Origin of the sequence: Micromonospora ferruginea, assembly GCF_013694245.2 — a bacterium.
GTDB classification, from domain to species: domain Bacteria; phylum Actinomycetota; class Actinomycetes; order Mycobacteriales; family Micromonosporaceae; genus Micromonospora; species Micromonospora robiginosa.
In genome coordinates this window covers 3,470,582-3,486,828 of record NZ_CP059322.2, presented here as the reverse complement: position 1 = coordinate 3,486,828, position 16,247 = coordinate 3,470,582, and the positions used below count along the sequence as shown (strand labels likewise).

The following is a 16,247-nucleotide window of genomic DNA, read 5'->3' as shown; positions in this document are numbered from 1 at the left end:
GACATGGTGGCATCGCCGGCCCGGCGGGCGCGACGGGATTGCGCCGCGCCCGCCCGCTGGCCACCGAGACCGGGCCGGAGGGGCCTGCCCGGCCCGTCACGTCACGCGTCGGCGGCGCGCTCGCGGTCGGCGTCGGCATCGGCGGCCCCGACCGGGGTGCCGTCGTCGTCGCGGTTGGCGTCGGACAGGTCCACGTCGGCGCCGGCCCGGGCGGCGTCGGCCGCCGCGTCGTCCGCGCCGACGACCTCACCACCGCCGGTCCCGCCGTCGTCGGGGACCAGCCGCCCGGCGGCGGCCAGCCCGATCGGTGCGTACCTGGGGTCGGTCATCTCGTCCTCCTCGCCGGTTCCTGTCCCATCGGTACCCCGGTGACGCGGCGGCCAACCGACAACAACGCCCCGGCGGCGACCAGCGCCACCCCGACGCCGGCCGCGTAGCCGGGCAGCCCCGCCGGGATGCCCAGGTAGACGGTGATGCCGAGGATGCGGGACAACCCCCACGGCAGCAGCGCCATCTGGTCGTTCCACACCGTCAACGCGCGTTCGAGGCCGATCCACGCGACCAGCCCGGCGAGGACCGCCAGCGGCACCCCGGCGGCGGCGAGCACCAGCCCGGCGGCGCGGCGCCGGGTCACGCCGTAGCGGTCCCGCAGCACCAGCGCGGTCGCCACGAACAACCAGCAGAACGCCGCCACCGCCACGGTCAGGTAGACCGCCCGGCGGGCCGGCGCGGTCCAGAACACGAACCAGTAGCCGCCCGGACCGCGCCCGGCCAGCACCGCCAGCAGCAGCACGCTGCGCAGCAGCGCCACCCCGCCGACGACCGCCCACAGCGCGAACGGGTCGCGCCGGCCCACCGCCAGGCGCGCCACCAGCGCGAACAACGCCCACCCGCCGAGCGTGACCAGCAGGTGCGCGGGCGCGGCGAACCAGGTGAACACGAGCCGGCTCGCCACCAGCACCGCCAGCGGCGCCAGCCGGACCAGCATCCGGTCCACCCGCGACGCCGGCTCCGGCAGCCCGGCCAGCCGCCACGGGCGCAGCGCGCCGAGCAGCAGCGCCCGCGCCGCCGCGCCGCCCGGCCCGCGCCCGCGCAGGCCCAGCGCCACCAGCACGCCCACCAGCACCAGCAGCGCCCGCGCCGCCCAGGCCATCGCCGGGTCGCGGTCCGCCCGCAGCGCGCCCAGGTCGGCCGCCGTGAAACGGTACGCCGGCAGGTCGAGGTCCCCGCCGAAGCGCTGCCGGTGCCGGTCGCGCGCCTCCCGGTAGGCCCCGGCGGCCGACCGCCACCCGGCGTACGCGTCGGCGGAACCGGTGTCCAGCCACTGCGCGTGCCGCAGCACCATGCTCCGGTAGGCGGCCAGCGTCTCGAACAGGTCCACCTGGTAGTCGAGCGTGTCGACGAAGCGCTGCCGCAGCTCGGCGTCCCGCCACGTGGCCGGGTCGGTGCCGGCCACCAGCGCCCGCATCCGCCGGGCTGTCCCGACCGCCGCGCCGCCCTCGGCGACCGCCTCGTCGACCCGGTCGCCGGTCACCGCGTAGATGCTGTCCAGCGCCGCCGAGTCACCGGTCGGGATGTCCCACTCGAAGATCCACATCATCGGCGGCGGTTCCAGCCCGAGCGCCCGCACCGACGTGTCCGCGTACGGGCCGACGTAGAGGCCGGTGGTGACCGCCGCCCGGGACAGCGCCATGGCCTGCCCGATCGCCGCCACCGTCGCCGGGTCACCGGAGAACGTCCGGTACGCCCAGTCCGCCGTGATCCGCGCCGGGTCGGCGTCCGGGTCCCAGGCCAGCCGCGCCACCGCGTACGTGTTCAGGTCGTAGAGCTGCCAGAAGCCGGCGCGCAGGTAGAGCGACATCGGGCCGGCGCGCAGCGGCCCGCCGTCCTGGGTCCAGTTCCACACGCCCTCCACCCGCGGGTTCGCGGCGAGGAACGCGCGCAGCGCCGCGGAGTGCAGCGGACCGAGGTCGTTGGGCAGCGCGCCGAACCCCTCGAACTCGCGCCGCGCCTGGAACTCCACGATCCGCCGCTGCGCGCCGCCGAACAGCGTGGTGTTGAACGGCAGGTGGCTGTAGAAGTCACCGAGCGTGTACTTGGTGGACACGATGAGGTGCGGGTCGTCGAACCCGCCGAGCACCCGCCCGTACGCCTCCGGGTTGGTGTGCAGGTCGCCGACCTCGCCCACGCCGACCGTCCAGGACCGGAAGATGACCTCCTTGCCGGCCGGTCCCGCCGTGTCGAGCAGCGCCCGCAGCATGGCGCGCACGCCCTCGGCGGTGGTGACCGCCAGCTTCGAGGTGTAGTCCCAGCCGCTGCCCGCGTACACCTCGCCGCCCTCGCCGACGCGGACCATCAGGCCGGCGACGAACGGCATCCGCGCGAACAGCTCGGCCAGCCCGGCCCGGTAGACCGCCCAGAGCCTCGGGTCGGCCGTGTCGAGGCCGCCGACCGTGCGACGCAGGTGCGCCTCCAGCGGCGGCGACATCGCCAGCATGTCGGTGAGCAGGAAGACCTTCAGGCCCATCTGGTCGGCGTACCGGAAGACCGGCCCGAACGCCGCCACCAGGGCCCGCGCCCGGTCCACGTGCGGGTCGCCGGCCGGATAGACCGCGTGCCCGTCGCCGACACCGTCGAACGTGAGGTACTCCAGGAAGCCGGGCAGCACGACGCCGTTGTAGCCCTGCGCCGCCGCGTGGTCGACGAACTGCCGGAACTGCGCGTCGATGCCGGCCACCGCCGCGGCGTCCACCCAGGGCGCGTCGGGCAGCAGCGCCGGGGTGACCACGTCGGTGTTGAGGCGGTAGTCGTCGCCGAACGTCTTCGGGTCCGCCTCGCGGCCGACCGAGCCCGCGTCGGTCAGCCGCAGCCCCAGCCGGGGCGCGACCGGCCGGCCGACCTCCGCCGCCGGCAGCACCTCGGCGCCCGAGCGGATCCGGTCGGCCAGCCGGTAGAACCCGGCCGCGACACCGGCCAGGTCACCGGTGACGTGCAGCTCCGCCCGGCGCACGTCGATCCGGTACGCGTCCGAGGCCCCGCCCGGCCGCAGTGCGGCCCGCAGCGTGGTCACCGCCGACAGGTTCCCAGCGTCCGCGTTCCGCCCGTTCCCGTTCGGCCCGGTCCCGTTCGGCCCGGTTGTGGCGGTGCCCGGGTTCGGGCCGGTTGTGGCGGTGCCCGGGTTCGGGCCGGTTGTGGCGGTGTCCGGGTTCGCGTTCGGGGTGGCGACCCGGGTGATCGTGGGCCGGGGGCGCCCCCGGGCGGCGAGCGCGTCGGCGACGACCCCGGCGGCCTTGACCGCGCGAAGCTGGTCCGGCACCACGATCGAGGCCAGCGGCGGCACCGGGGCCGGCGCCCGAGGCGGCGCGGCGACGGCCGTCTCGGCCGGCACGTCCGCCGGCGCGTGGCTCAGCCCCAACGCGTCGCCGACCCCCCAGGCCACCCCGCCCCGAGCACCAGCACCACCACAACGGCGGCCACCAGCCGATGCGAGCGCCCAACCCGAGCCACGCTCACATCCTAGTGTCAACCGCCCTGCCCCGCCCCCACCCCGCTTCTCGTCGATCTTGGAGTTGTGGCGCCTCGGATGTCCCCGTGGGCGAGCTTTGCGAGGTGCCACAAGTCCATGATCGACGGAAAGGGCCGGGCGCCGCGTCCGGCAGCACGATCCGGCCGGGCCCGCTGGTGTGCGTCCGCTCCACCGCCGGGGGGCCCGGTTGGTTGGCACGGTGCCTGCGGGTCGATCGTTCCGCGGGTGCGCAGGGCAGGGGTACGCGGCGGTAGTCGCAGTGCGACCGAGGCGGGGTCGATGGCGTCGATGGCCTCCACGGAGCGCCGGCCGGGTCCGCCGACGCCCTGGAAGAGCCCGGCGGGCGCGGGCGGCACGGCGCTGGCGTCGACCGCGCGGTGCGCCCCGCAGATCGGCGACGGCCCGGTCGACGGCACGCCCGACGGCGCGTTGCTCCCGCGGGCTCACCTGACCGGCGGCGGCGAGCTGGTCAAGAACGGCCGTTCCGCGCCCGGCGGCGGGCAGTGGCGCCGCGGGTCAGTCGTGGCGGTGACGCACGATGTGGTCGATGTGGCGGAGCGTGTCGTCGCGGTCGGTCGGAGAGATCGAGTCCCACAGGTCCGCCAACCAGTAGAGCGAGCCCGACAGCATCCAGGCCCACCCGCGTACCCAGGTCGCCTCGTCGAATCCCAGCGCCTCCCGGTACGCGGCCCGCGCGCGGGCATCGAACAGGCTCCAGCCCGGCCGCACCTCGACCGCCGGATCGCCCCGGCCGAGAGCGCCGAAGTCGATCACCCCGGTGAGCCTGCCCCGGTCGACCAGGAGGTTGCCGGCCAGGAGGTCGCCGTGCAGCCAGACCGGCGGTCCGGACCACTCGTCCACCGCCGTCGCCTCGTCCCACGCTGCGGTCACCGCCCGCCGGTCGATCCGGTCACCCAGGGCCGCGATCGACCGGCGGGTCAGCTCGTCCCGCTGCGCCAGAGGTACGCCGCGCTGAATCCCCTCCTTCACCGGACCGCCCATCGGATCGATTCCGATCATCGCGTGGACGAAGCCGGCGAGGTCGACGGCGAGGTCGGCGAGGTCCTGCCCGGTCTCCGGGTTACGCCCGTCCAGCCAGGGCACGACCGTCCAGGGCCACGGATAGTCCCCGCCCGGGCCACCGAGAGCGATCGGTACCGGGATCGGCACCGGAAGGTGCGGCGCCAGTCGCGGCAGCCACGTCGCGTCGGTCGTCACCTGGTCGACCGCCCACGGTGCCCGCGGCAGCCGCGCCGTCAGGGAGTCGCCCAGCCGGAACAGCGCGTTGTCCGTGCCGGTCAAGGGCTGCGGGGTGATCGGCAGGGCCGACCATTCGGGGAACTGCTCGTCGATCAGGGTGCGCACCTGCTGGACCGTGACGACGACTTCTCCCGGACGCATCGCGAAACCGTAGAACCGCACGCGGCGTTCCGGCTACCGAATTCAGCGGCCCTGGTCGAGGAAGGCGAGTGTGGCGGCGGCGAACAGCGGCGAGTCGACGATGTCGTAGTGGCTCAGGCCGGGCAGGATCGCCAGCGCGTGCCCGCCCGTCGGCCGGCCCTCACCGGTCCAGCCGCCGTCGCGCAGCCCGCCGTCGAGCAGCTTGAAGACCTCCACGTAGTGGCTCGGCGGGGCCATGTCGGCGTCGGCGGCCATCACCAGCGTCGGCACCCGCAGGCCGCGGACCTGCTCGGTGAAGTCGAAGTCCACCCGCATCGCCTCGCCGATCTTGTCGAGCAGCCGGGGGAAGTCCTCCGGGCGCGGCGCCACCCGCTGGTACAGCTCGTACATCGGGGTGTCCTTCATGAACTCGGCCGCCGCCGCGTTGACCCCGCCCTGCTGCGCCAGCATCTCCGGGTAGATGGCGTCCCGGCGGATGTTGGCCGACGCGGAGACCAGCCGGCCCACCTTCTCCGGGTGCCGGAACGCCACGTGCATGGCCACCCCGCCGCCCAGGGAGAAGCCGACCAGGTCCGGCCGGTCCAGGCCGAGGTGGTCGATGAGCGCGGCGATGTCGTCGGCCATCAGCGCGAAGTCGATCGGCCGGTCCACGTCGGCGGTGCGGCCGTGCCCCTGCAGGTCGACCAGGATCACCTGGTGCCCGGCGGCCAGGGTGGGCAGGACCGGTGCGAACATCTCACCGGAGCCCAGGCCGCCGTGCAGCAGGATCATCGGCCGGCCGGCGCCGTGGGTCTCGACGTAGAGGCGGACGCCGTTGACGTCGGCGTACTGCCCCGGGGTGTTGGTCTCGACGCTGGTCATCGGGTGCTCCTTCGGTGTTCCGTGGTGACGAACGATGGACCGGGCGGACGCGGCGAACTCATCGGTGCCCGCGACCGGAGGTTGCCGGTGTTCGCGTTCGCGCCGCAGGTGGGCTAGTTTCGGCAGGGTGAGCGAGGTGGCGAGCGTCCCCGTCGAGACGCAACTCGAGGCGTACCGGCCGGAGCTGACCGGCTACTGCTACCGGATGCTGGGCTCGGCCTTCGAGGCCGAGGACGCGGTGCAGGACACCTTCGTCCGGGCCTGGCGCAACTTCGACCGGTTCGAGGGGCGGTCCGCGCTGCGGACCTGGCTCTACCGGATCGCGACGAACGTCTGCCTGAACATGACCGCGAGCGCCCAGCGCCGGGTCCGGCCGATGGACCTCGGCCCGGCCGGCAGCGGCACCGCGACGCATCCGGGTGAGCCGCGCCCGGAGCAGATCTGGCTCGGCCCGGTGCCCGACGACCGGGTGCTGCCCACGGCCGGCGACCCGGCCGAGGTGGTCGCCGGGCGGGAATCCGTCCGGCTGGCGTTCGTCGCCGCGTTGCAGCACCTGCCGCCGAAGCAGCGGGCCGTGCTCATCCTGCGCGAGGTGCTGGCCTGGTCCGCGCAGGAGGTCGCGGACCTGCTCGACACGTCGGTGGCGAGCGTGAACAGCGCGCTGCAACGGGCCCGGGCCACGATCGCCGCCGCCGACACCGGCGCCGAGGTGCGCCGCCCGCTCGACGAGGAGCAGCAGGCGCTGCTGGCCCGCTACGTGCGCGCCTTCGAGGCGTACGACCTCACCGCGCTCACCGCGCTGCTGCACGAGGACGCGACGCTGTCGATGCCGCCGATGCCGCTGTGGCTGCGCGGCCCCGACCACATCGCCGACTGGATGACCGGCACCGGCAACGGCTGCCGCGGCTCCCGCCTGGTGCCGGTGGCGGCCAACGGCATGCCGGCGTTCGGGCAGTACCGGCGCGACCCCGACTCAGGCCACGTGCCCTGGTCGTTGATCGTGGTCGGGCTCTCCGGCGGCCGGATCACGTCGCTCAACCACTTCCTCGACACCGAGCGCCTGTTCCCCCTCTTCGGCCTGCCGGACCGGCTGGAGGAGGGCGCCGGTCAGCCCGAACAGGCCGGCCAGGTCGCATAGGTCAGCGCTCGCGCCGCGCAGCTCCAGCCGCCAGCCGAACCGCCGGGCGGTCAGCCGCAGCCGGGCCAGGGTCTCGATCGTGACCAGGTCGGGCCGGCCGATCGCGGAGACGTCGCAGACCACCACCCCCCGGTCCCGGCCGCGCAACGCCTCGGCCAGATCGGCGCAGCGGACCGCGATGTCCGCGCGGGTCGGCGTCGGACCGGCCAGCCGGAGCACGAGGATCGTCACGCGGATCAGACCGGCGTACGGACCGAATCTCATCGCTGCCGAGAAGGCGAGGCTCATGACGACGTACGCCAGGGTGGGGTTGCCGCGCTGGGAGCCGCAGGGGGATCCGGCGGTCCTGCGGGCGGAGATCTCCGGGTGGGCGACCTCGACCGCCCTGCGTGAGCTGGTGGACTGCTTCGAGGAGAAGTGGCCGACCGGTGACGTGCTCGTCGGGCTGGCGGAGATCTCGGCCCGGCACTGGGACTTCCGGCGCGGCGGCGAACGCGCCACCGCCCGACCCCGGGAGTTCCCGGCCGACGTGGCCGATCGGGTGCGCGCGGCGGCCGGCGCGCTCGGGCTGCGCCACCGCGCCACGCCGAGCCGGGACCGCTACGACCACGTCCTGATCCACGGCGGCCTGGTCCGTAGCTGCCTGCTCCGGGCCGGGTACGCGGCCACCCTGCTCGACCGGCACGTCACCGGCGGGACCGTGTGCGGCCTGGGCAGCATCCGGCCGACCACCGCGCCGGAGCGGGCCGTGGCGGCGGGACACGGCGCCGGCGACTGCCCCACCGAGTTCGCCGCCATGGACGTCGCGGTCCAGGCCGCGTTCCCCGGTCTGCGTCGGCTGGGTGACCTCGACACCGCCGCCCTGATCCACGACTACCAGGCACCGGGCGGACGCCGGCTCACCGTGCTGGCCGCGCCCTCGTCCGACCCGGCGCGGCGCGCCAACACCGCCGACACCTGCGCGTTCTGGGCCGACTCCCGGGTCGGGGCGGGGGCGCTGGCGGGGCAGAGCGTTCTCCTGGTCACCACCGAGCACTTCGTGCCGTTCCAGCAGGCCGACGCGATCCGGACGCTCGGCATCCCGTACGGGTGCGCGGTGGAGACGGTCGGCCTCGACCCGGCGACGGTGCCGGACGCGCGCCTCCGGCACTCGCTGACCACGGCCGAGTACCTCCAGGAGATCCGCTCGGCGATCCGGTCGATGGGGGCGCTGCGAGCGGCCCTGTGAACCGGTCCGGCAATTTCTCCGACGCACGTTGCCGATCGCAGTTACATCGACGTTAACTGCTATACCAATCATCGGTGTGCGGCTATATGATCCGCGGTAGCTCAGCCCGACGCCTCACGAATCCGCAGCTCCAGCTTGCTTCAGGCTGCCCGCCGCGCCACGGCGCACCGCAACGGTGGACGGCCCGAACCGCCACGCCGAAATGGGCGCGGTAATTGCCGGGAGCTGCGCCAGCCTGCCGGAAAGTGGGAACGGATGACAACGATCCCGTCCTTGGTCATCGGCATCGCGTCCTCGGCGACCGAGCGCCGGCAGCTCGCCCAACTGCTCGGCGGCACCGAGACGTTCCTGATCGTCTCCAGCGCCCACCAGGCCCGCCGGTTCCTCGACCTGGTCCGCCGCCCGACGTCCTCCCGGGATGCCGGCGCGGTGCCGTCCGGTGTCGACGCCGAGGGGGCGGCCGGTGACGTCGTCGCCGCTGCGTCCGACGTCGAGACGGTGGACCGGCGGCCGGCGCTGGCCGTCGACTCCGACCGGCGAGTGTTGCGCTGGCGTGAACGGGAGGTCGGTCTGACGCCCCTGGAGCACGACCTGCTGGTCTGCCTCGCCGGCACCCCGGGCCAGGTGTGGACGTATGCCCGGCTGCACCGCGAGGTCTGGGGCAATGACCACCTCGGCCGGGGCTCCGACATGCACTCGGTGGTCCGCCGCATCCGGCACAAGCTGGGCCGCCTCGACGCCGCCGCCACCATCCACGCCGTCCGAGGCGTCGGCTTCCGCCTAACCCCCTCCTGACCCCGCCCCCGCCCTGCCCTGCCCCTCACCCTGCCCCGCCCTCGCCCCTCCCGTCCTGCGTGCCGAACGCAGCGCGATCAAGGAGTTTGTGTCCCCGCCCAGCCCTCACGCGACCCAAACTCCTTGATCACCGCAGTGGAGCGTGGGTGCGGCACGGCATCGGCCGCCTCACCCCGTCGATCATGAAGTTAGCGGTGCGCGTGGTCCGATTTGTCGCCGCTAACTTCATGATCGACGAGGTGTGCCTGCCTGGTGCGCGTCGATCATGGAGTTTGTGCCCATGAGATGAGGCATTTGGTGCTTTCGTCGGGGCAGGAAGTGCAAGATCGACGGGGTATGGCGGGGCGGGGCGGGCATGGCGGGGCGTGGCGGGCAGGACGGGGCGTGGCAGGGCGGGGCGGCGGGGCGGGATGGGGCGGCAGGGCGGGGCGCGCGGGGCGGGGCAGGGCAGGCAGGGCGGGGTGCGCGGGGCGGGACGGGATGAGGGGGTGGGGGCTGGGCATGGCGGGCAGGACGGGGAGGGGCAGGGCGGGGCGCGCGGAGCGGGCGGGGCGGGGTGCGCGGGGCGGGACGGGGTGCGCGGGGTGGGTGGCTGGGCATGGCGGGCAGGACGGGGCGTGGCAGGACGGGGCGTGGCAGGGCGGGGCGGGAGGGGTGGCAGGGCGGGGCGGGGTGCGCGGGGTGGGACGGGGTGAGGGGTGGGGACGGGGCGGCCCGCTCGGTGCGGGAGCACCGGGCGGGCCGCCTGAGGTGGGCCGCTGGGTCAGCAGCGGGTGGGGGAGAGGGTGAAGTCCTCCACGGTGGGTGTGGTGGAGCTGATCTTCGTCTGGCGGGTCTGGGGCTTCCAGCCGTCCTTGGCGACGATCAGGGTGAGCGGGTTGTTGCGCCGGTCCATCCAGTAGGCGTACTTGCCGTCCGCGTCCGTGGTGAACGTGTAGGAGTTCGCCCAGGAGTCGACCTGGACCGTCGCGCCCGGCAGCGGCGCGGTGCCGCCCTGGCAGCTCCGGCCGGTGACCGTGCCGGACAGCTTGCCCCAGGTGGTCGGCGGCTGCGCGATCATGGTGACCGCGACCGGGGCCACCGTGTACGGGGTGTCCTCCTTGATGACGACCGACGCCGAGTAGGTGCCCGGCTGGTCCACGTTGGCCGTCATGCCGACCGTCACGGTGACCTTCTCACCGGGTGCCAGCGTGACCTTCGACTTGTCGACGGTCAGCCAACTGACGTCGGCCGAGCCCTCGGAGCACTCGCCGAAGCCGGGCAGGACCTCGCTGTCCTTGGTGGCGGTGAAGCCGCCCGACGAGCCGCCGACCTTGTAGAACCCGCACGCCGCGCCGCCCCGGTAGCGGGGGGCGTTGGCGTTGGGCAGGTTGGCCCAGGACTCGGTCGCCGGGTCGTACGCGAAGCCGGCGTTGGTGATGGCGCCGCCCTGCGACCCGCCGACGACCAGGAGCTTGCCGTTGGCCACCGCGTACGAGGAGGCCCAGTTGTCGGCCGGCGCGTCCGGGATGGCGGTCCAGGCGTTGGCGCCCGGGTCGAAGGCGTAGCCGGCCTTCTGCGCGTTGGTGCCGTCGTTGCCGCCGGTGCAGTAGACGATGCCGTCGACCCCGCCGCACGACAGGAACGCCACCGACTTCGGGTAGGCCGGCAGGGTCTCCCAGGTGTTCGCGCCCGGGTCGTACCGGACCACCGTGTTGGACATCGGCAGGCAGTTGGCCGTGGTGCAGCCGCCGATCGCGTACAGCTTGCCGCCCGCGACCGCCTGGCCGGCCGCCGCCCGCGGCGCCGGGTTGGCCGCCTTCGGCGTCCAGGTGTTCGCCGCCGGGTCGTACGACCAGGTGCCGCCGTCCGGACCGGAGGCGCCCCAGCCGCCGGTGACGACGATCTTGCCGTCGATCACGCCGGCCGTCACGGCGTTCCGGGCGCCGGGCAGGTCGGCGATGCCGGACCAGGACTGCGCGACCGGGTCGTACCGGTAGTTCTTCGCGCTGGACGTGGTGCCGTCGCCGCCGGCGATGGAGTAGACCTTGCCGTCGACGGTGACGACCCGGTTGTCCATCACGTTCGCCGGGTAGCCCGGGATGGCGGTCCACGGGTCCGCGGCCGGCGCGGCCGCCGCCACCGAGGTGGACGACTTGCCGGACGAGCGGGCCGCGAGCGACGTCGGCGCGGTCAGTCGCTGCGCCGGCGCGCCGGTCGAGCCGAGCAGCGCCTGCTCGGAGAGCTGCGAGCCGTCCGCGCGTTGCAGCACGAAGCCGCCGTCACGCTCGGCGAACTCGACGTTGACCGGGGCCCCACCGGTGTTGGTCACCGTGAACGTCTTGCTGACCTTGCCGCTGGGCATCCGGGCCGTGCCGGTCAGCGACGTCGGCTGCACCGACAGCCGGCCGGCGGCCAGTTGGAAGGTGGCCGTGGTGGCCCAGTCGGTCTGGACGTCCACCTGCTTGGTCTGGCTCACGTAGTTGGCGGCGCTGGCGGTGAACGGGTGCGTGCCGGTCAGCGACGAGAACATCCAGTAGAAGCCGTCGGGCAGCTCGGTGTCGTCCGGGGTGGCGACCGTGGTGGCCTTCTCCGCCGGGCGGTCCTTGCTGGTCACGGTGGCGCCGTTGACGTAGCCGTTGTCGTTCTTGTCGCGCACGTGGCCGAGCACCAGGCCGCCGTCGACCGGCTTGCAGACCAGCTTGCTGCCGATCAGCACGTTGTCGACCTCCCACCACCACTCCCAGCTCGCCTCGTAGTAGTGGAAGCGCACCCGCACCTGCGACTGGTTCGCCGCCTGCGGGATCGGCACCTCGGTCACCTTGTTGCGCACGTCGGCGGCCTGCCGGAGCACGTTGCTCCAGGTGGTGCCGCCGTCGAGGCTCAGGTCGACGTCCGCGCGGTCGCTGTTCAGCCAGTTGTAGTCCTGGTTGAACCGGATCACCGGGGTGCTCACCCCGGTCAGGTCGACCACCGGGCTGACCAGCGACGTGTCCTGCTTACCGCCGCTGCCGTAGTTGTCGCTGTCGATGATGGCGAAGTGGCCGCTGCCGCCGGTCAGGTTGCCGCGCTCGCCCTTGTCGTCGAACTCCCACACCTGGCCGGTGCCGGCGTTGTCCACCACGGACCAGCCGTCCGGCACGCCGGTGCCGTCGAACGTCTCGTAGACGCCGTCGGAGCTGGTGGTGTAGCCGGGCGCCGTGGTGCACGCCTCCGGGTTCGCCGGCACCGCGATGTTCGCGGTGAGGTTGCCGGTGCCGACCGTGACCTCCTTGGTGACGGTCAGGTAGCCGGCGTACTGCGGCTCGACCTTGAGCCGGTAGGTCGCCCCGGCCGGCAGCTTCAGGCTGTAGCGGCCGGTGGCGGGCGTGGTGTAGTCGGAGATCGGCGTGCCCTCGACGCTCACCTTCGCGTACAGCGGCCAGCCGTGGCCGGAGCCGTCGGTGACCTGGCCGCTGACCGTGACGCTCGCGACCGCGGTGAGCGTGACGTCGAGCGTGGTGGTGGTGTTCTTGGTGACGGTCGCGGTCAGCGTCCGGGTCGCGTACCCGAAGGCGGAGACGACGACCTGGTAGTCGCCGGCGGGCAGCAGCGAGGAGTACGTGCCGTCGGCGCCGGTGGTCAGCGTGCGGTCCGCCGCGCCGGTCAGGGTGACGGTCGCGCCGGCGATCGGGGCGCCGGCCGCGTCGGTGACCTTGCCGGCCAGCGTGCCGTTGTCGCCGATCGGGGCGGCGGTGACCAGCGCGAGCGCGTCGAGGCGGCCCTCGCCGTAGACGTTGTTGTCGTCGGTGGTGCCCCCGCACTGGGTGTCGGCCTTGTCGACCGCCGCGTTGTCGAGCAGCGCGCGGGTGGCCGCGACATCGCCGACCAGGGTGGGCGCCGCGGACCAGAGCAGCGCGATCGCGCCGGCCAGGTGCGGCGCCGCCATCGAGGTGCCGCTGATGCTGGCGTACGAGTTGTTCGGCACGCTGGAGCGGACGTTCACGCCGGGCGCCGAGATGTTCGGCTTGATCTCGCCGTTCTGCCCGGTGCCCCGGGAGGAGAAGCTGGCGATGTTGTTGTTGATGTCGTACGCGCCGGCCGAGTAGTTGCTGGCCAGGCTGCCCGGTGAGCCGCTGGTCTGGCAGGACGGGCCGTTGTTGCCGTTGGACCAGACGCCGAAGATGCCGGAGGCGGTCCAGGCGTTGGTGACGTCCTCCATGAACGGCTCGTTGGACGGCGCCGTGGTGCCCCACGAGTTGTTGATGATGTTGGGCCGCTTGCTGGCGTCCGGGTTCTGCCCGTTCAGGTCGGTGGGCTCCAGCATCCACTGCCCGGAGGAGATCAGCGCGGCGTCGGTCGGGCAGCACCCGTTCGCGGCGATCCACTTGACCTCGGGGGCGACACCGATCTGGTTGGCGCCGTCCGAGCCGGCCATGGTGCCCATGGTGTGGGTGCCGTGCCCGTCGGAGTCGCACGGCGCGGTGGCGCACTCGCCGGCCGCGTCGAACCAGTTGTAGTTGTGGTCGAACGTGCCGTCGCCGTTGTTGCCGCGGTAGGAGTTCACCAGCGCCGGGTGGTCGTACTGGACGCCGCTGTCGATGCTGGCCACGGTGATGCCTGCGCCCTTGACGCCGTACTGGGACCAGACGTCGTCGGCGTTGATGTTGGCGATGCCCCACTCCAGGGCGTTCGTCGACTTCTCGTTGGTGCCGGGGACGGTCTTCGGCAGCTCGTAGGCGACCGGCGCGTAGATGCCGTCGACCTCGGCGTGGGCGGCGAAGTTCTGCGCCATGGTCAGCGAACCGCCGGTGACCTTGATGGCGTTGGTGGCCCAGAACGTCTGGTACGTCGTACCCGAGCGGTCCAGCTCGGCGCGGATCTTCGCCTGGCTGTCGGCGGCGGTCTTGCGCAGCGTCGCGGCGACCGCGGCGCCCCGCTCGTTCCAGTCCTTGACCGCCGTGACCTTGCCCAGGTCGGCCCGGTCGGCGAAGTGGATCCAGAAGTCGCCTTCGCTCTTGCCCTGGAGCTGGCGGGTGACCTCGGGACGGATCTTGTCGCCGGCCGACGCGCCGGCGCCGGTGCCGGCCTGCGCCGGCGCGCCGGTGGCGGCCAGCGCGGTCGCGGCGAGCAGCAGGGCGGTGCCCGCGCTCACCAGCCGCCCGGCGGTACCCCTTCGGTGTGGACGTCTCAGCATCGGTGCTGCCTCCTCCAGGATGACCCGCGAAAGGTCGAGCCAGGACAGAAGGGCCAGGAGCTGCGCTCCCGACTGGTCACACCGGTTTGAACGAACCCCCCAGGCCCCCTAGGCGCCGTGCGGGTCTACGCCGGCCACCTGTGTGGACACTATGATCGACACCAATGGGCGATCAATGACCGTACGTGAGCAACTTGTCACCAACAGGTTTACCGATCGAGGGCCCGGTTGACAGTCATTGTCACGGTGGGGGCGCGGTGGCGGACGACGACACGAATACCGCCTCTGCCGGCGGCACCGACCCGGCGGAGCACCCGTTCTCGCTGGTCATCGGCGTGACGTCGTCCCCGGCCGAGCGGCTGCGGCTGACCGAGCTGCTGGACGGCGTGGCGCCACTGCTGCTGGTCGCCGACCTGGACGAGCTGCGCGAACTGATCGCCCCCGGGGAGGGTGTTAGGCGGGGGCCCCCGTTAACGCATTCGGAGGTGGCGGGGCCCCCGCCTAACACCCCGCCGCCCGACGGCGCGCTGGTGATCGACTCGGCGCGGTCCACCGCGCGCTGGGGAGAGCGGGAGGTAGCTCTCACCCGGCTGGAACGCGACCTGCTCACCTGCCTGACCACCGAGCCGGTACGGGTGTGGGGCTACGCCGAGCTGCACCGCGCGGTCTGGCACGACGCGCCGACGCGTCGCCGCGCCGACGTGCAGTCGTTGGTCAAGCGGCTGCGTCGCAAGCTCGACGAGCTGGGCACCGGCGTCACCGTCGTCGCGGTACGCGGCGTCGGCCTGCGGCTGACCGACCACCGTCGACCGAGCGTGCGCGGAAGTTGACGGAATTCCGTCGGGGGGAGGGGGGAAGATGGCCCACATGTCTCGCTGGCGCTGGCTCCTGGCGGACCAGGTGGGTCCGCACTTCCTCGACGACGACGCGCAACGCGTCCTGCTGGTGGAGACCCGCTCGCTGTTCGCCCACCGTCCGGTGCACCGGCAGAAGGCGCACCTGATCCTGTCCGCGTTGCGGCACCGGGCCGCGGAACTCGGCGAGCCGGTCGAGGTGGTGCACCCGACGTCGCGGGCGGCGCTCGCGTTCGCCCGTACCGTCGACGGGCTGGCCGTGCTGCCGCCGCGCGGGTTCGTCACCGACCGCGCCGACTTCGCGGCCTGGGCCGACCGGCGGCGCGGCCAGCTCCGGATGGCCGACTTCTACCGCTACGCGCGGCACCGGCACGGCGTGCTGCGGGACCTGCCGCCGCCCGGACGCCGGACCCGCCAGCGGGCGACGGCCGAGGTCCCGGCGCCGCCGCCGGTCGTGGAGGACGACATCGACGCGCAGGTGCGCCGCGACCTGGACCGCTGGCAGGACGAGGGGATCCGGTTCGTCGGCCGGGACGCGCCGCGCCGCTACCCGGCCACGCACGCCGAGGCGCGGGCCCGGCTGGCCCACTTCCTCGACCACCGGCTGCCCGCGTACGCCGACACCGAGGGCGTGCTGGGCGACGGCGATCCGCGGCTCGCGTACAGCGTGTTGTCGTCCTCGTTCAACCTCGGCCTGCTCGACCCGGAACCGGCGATCCGGGCCGCCGAGCGTGCCGGCCGCGACGGGACCGCGCCCCCGGCGGCGGTGCACCGGTTCGTGCGCGGCCTGTTCGGCTGGCGCGAGTTCCTGTGGCAGCTCTACTGGTACTTCGCGCCGCGCTACCGGGGCGTCGGCTGGCTCGGCGCGACCCGGCCGCTGCCCGAGTGGTTCGACCGGCTCGACGCGGACGCGGTGGAGGCGCGTTGCCTCGCCGACGTGCTGGCCGGCGTGCGGGACACCGGGTGGGCGCACCAGACCGCGCGGCTGACCGTGCTCGGCAACTACGGCCTGCAACGCGGCTGGCGCCCCGCCGACCTGGCGGACTGGTTCCGGCGCAGCTTCGTCGACGGCACCGACTGGGTCATGAACGCCACCGTCATCGGCATGAGCCAGTACGCCGACCTGGCCCGCATCGACACCCACCCGTGGGCGTTCGACGGCGCGCACCTGGACCGGACCGGCGCACCCTGCGACGGCTGCCGGTACGTGCCGAAGGAGACGCTCGGCGACGACGCCTGCCCGTACACCGGGGGGTTCGAGGCGTTCCTGCAACCGTAACCGCGAGCGC

10 protein-coding genes are annotated in these 16,247 nt (G+C 73.7%); 5 read left to right on the top strand and 5 right to left on the bottom strand.

Annotated features, from left to right (window positions below; all coding sequences use genetic code 11):
- Nucleotides 1–101: 101 nt before the first annotated feature.
- From H1D33_RS14830 to H1D33_RS14815, 4 genes are all read right to left on the bottom strand, one after another.
- A complete protein-coding gene (locus tag H1D33_RS14830) occupies nt 102–329 on the bottom strand; it encodes a hypothetical protein (protein ID WP_181567508.1) in 228 nt (75 codons plus the stop codon).
- Nucleotides 326–3,439, bottom strand: a complete 3,114-nt coding sequence (locus H1D33_RS14825) for a hypothetical protein (RefSeq protein WP_307755191.1) — start codon at nt 3,437–3,439, stop codon at nt 326–328. Before H1D33_RS14825 ends, H1D33_RS14830 begins: the two co-directional genes overlap by 4 nt.
- A 603-nt stretch (nt 3,440–4,042) precedes the next feature.
- The gene (locus H1D33_RS14820) at nt 4,043–4,927 is read right to left on the bottom strand and encodes an aminoglycoside phosphotransferase family protein (protein ID WP_181567509.1); all 885 of its coding nucleotides are present in this window, start codon (nt 4,925–4,927) and stop codon (nt 4,043–4,045) included.
- A gap of 42 nt (nt 4,928–4,969) precedes the next feature.
- The gene (locus H1D33_RS14815) at nt 4,970–5,788 is read right to left on the bottom strand and encodes an alpha/beta fold hydrolase (RefSeq protein ID WP_181567510.1); all 819 of its coding nucleotides are present in this window, start codon (nt 5,786–5,788) and stop codon (nt 4,970–4,972) included.
- Between the two features lie 127 nt (nt 5,789–5,915).
- Between H1D33_RS14815 and H1D33_RS14810 the strand changes: the two genes are divergently transcribed.
- The 3 genes from H1D33_RS14810 to H1D33_RS14800 all read left to right on the top strand — a co-directional run bounded on the left by H1D33_RS14810 (nt 5,916) and on the right by H1D33_RS14800 (nt 8,949).
- Nucleotides 5,916–6,926: a sigma-70 family RNA polymerase sigma factor gene (locus H1D33_RS14810; RefSeq protein ID WP_181567511.1), complete on the top strand. Its 1,011-nt coding sequence runs from the start codon at nt 5,916–5,918 to the stop codon at nt 6,924–6,926.
- Between the two features lie 286 nt (nt 6,927–7,212).
- The gene (locus H1D33_RS14805) at nt 7,213–8,154 is read left to right on the top strand and encodes a hypothetical protein (protein WP_181567512.1); all 942 of its coding nucleotides are present in this window, start codon (nt 7,213–7,215) and stop codon (nt 8,152–8,154) included.
- Between the two features lie 255 nt (nt 8,155–8,409).
- A complete protein-coding gene (locus tag H1D33_RS14800; RefSeq protein ID WP_307755190.1) occupies nt 8,410–8,949 on the top strand; it encodes a winged helix-turn-helix domain-containing protein in 540 nt (179 codons plus the stop codon).
- Between the two features lie 763 nt (nt 8,950–9,712).
- Here H1D33_RS14800 and H1D33_RS14795 read toward each other — a convergent pair.
- Entirely contained in the window at nt 9,713–14,104 is a 4,392-nt protein-coding gene (locus H1D33_RS14795; protein WP_307755189.1) for a S8 family serine peptidase, read from the bottom strand.
- A 257-nt stretch (nt 14,105–14,361) separates the two neighbouring features.
- Between H1D33_RS14795 and H1D33_RS14790 the strand changes: the two genes are divergently transcribed.
- Nucleotides 14,362–14,934: a winged helix-turn-helix domain-containing protein gene (locus tag H1D33_RS14790; protein WP_181567513.1), complete on the top strand. Its 573-nt coding sequence runs from the start codon at nt 14,362–14,364 to the stop codon at nt 14,932–14,934.
- Nucleotides 14,935–14,962: 28 nt separating this feature from the next.
- A complete protein-coding gene (locus H1D33_RS14785; RefSeq protein WP_246411355.1) occupies nt 14,963–16,237 on the top strand; it encodes a cryptochrome/photolyase family protein in 1,275 nt (424 codons plus the stop codon).
- Nucleotides 16,238–16,247: the final 10 nt, after the last annotated feature.

Bases quoted from the DNA above. Each gene is read 5' to 3' on its own strand.
- H1D33_RS14830 (WP_181567508.1), bottom strand. From the start codon at position 329: ATGACCGACCCCAGGTACGCACCGATCGGGCTGGCCGCCGCCGGGCGG.
- H1D33_RS14820 (WP_181567509.1), bottom strand. From the start codon at position 4,927: ATGCGTCCGGGAGAAGTCGTCGTCACGGTCCAGCAGGTGCGCACCCTG.
- H1D33_RS14815 (WP_181567510.1), bottom strand. From the start codon at position 5,788: ATGACCAGCGTCGAGACCAACACCCCGGGGCAGTACGCCGACGTCAAC.
- H1D33_RS14805 (WP_181567512.1), top strand. From the start codon at position 7,213: ATGACGACGTACGCCAGGGTGGGGTTGCCGCGCTGGGAGCCGCAGGGG.
- H1D33_RS14800 (WP_307755190.1), top strand. From the start codon at position 8,410: ATGACAACGATCCCGTCCTTGGTCATCGGCATCGCGTCCTCGGCGACC.
- H1D33_RS14795 (WP_307755189.1), bottom strand. From the start codon at position 14,104: ATGCTGAGACGTCCACACCGAAGGGGTACCGCCGGGCGGCTGGTGAGC.
- H1D33_RS14785 (WP_246411355.1), top strand. From the start codon at position 14,963: ATGGCCCACATGTCTCGCTGGCGCTGGCTCCTGGCGGACCAGGTGGGT.